This is a genomic window from Catenibacterium sp. UBA627 (assembly GCF_002299355.1).
GTDB classification, from domain to species: Bacteria; Bacillota_I; Bacilli_A; order Erysipelotrichales; family Coprobacillaceae; genus Catenibacterium; species Catenibacterium mitsuoka.
Genome location: NZ_DBPF01000066.1, coordinates 4,702 through 5,269 on the forward strand (window position 1 = coordinate 4,702; position 568 = coordinate 5,269).

Consider the following 568-nt stretch of genomic DNA (forward strand, 5'->3'; position numbering starts at 1 on the left):
CTACTCTATCACCTTTGATTTGAATCACTTTATATTGATCATAATCAGTAATATATATCATCACTATTTGGTGCAATTAATACTTATCCATGTTAAAATTTAATATGTTATAAATAGCGAGGTATCGAAAATGGAAATATTAACTGTCAAAAATAATAAATTGGATTATCCAACTCTCAAAAAAGTCATCTTTCACTTCTTTCCCACATTCTTTACATTATTCCTAATAGTTGCATTCTGTCTTTCATGGATTACTTTGTTTATGAATCTATCTGCAGGACATGTTATTTACAGTGTAATAAGTGTTATTAATTTAATACTTATATGTTCTCAACCAAGAATGCTATCAAAAATAATCATAAAAAATCGTAATAAGTCACTCCAGACAGATGAATATATCTATGACTTGGTCTTTTATGAAGATAAACTAACTACAGTGGTAGACTCAGTAGAAAATAAAGCTTCCATAAAATATACGAATATAAAAAACATAATAGAAACTAAAGATGTCGTATTATTCACAAGTAAAGCAGGCTTTAAAATCTATTTTGAAAAGAAGAATGCCAGC

General features: G+C 27.3%; 1 protein-coding gene. It reads left to right on the plus strand.

Annotated features, from left to right (window positions below):
- Window positions 1–130: 130 nt before the first annotated feature.
- Window positions 131–568: hypothetical protein (locus B2S90_RS04645; protein ID WP_286696607.1), on the plus strand; the 438-nt coding region annotated here is incomplete at its 3' end.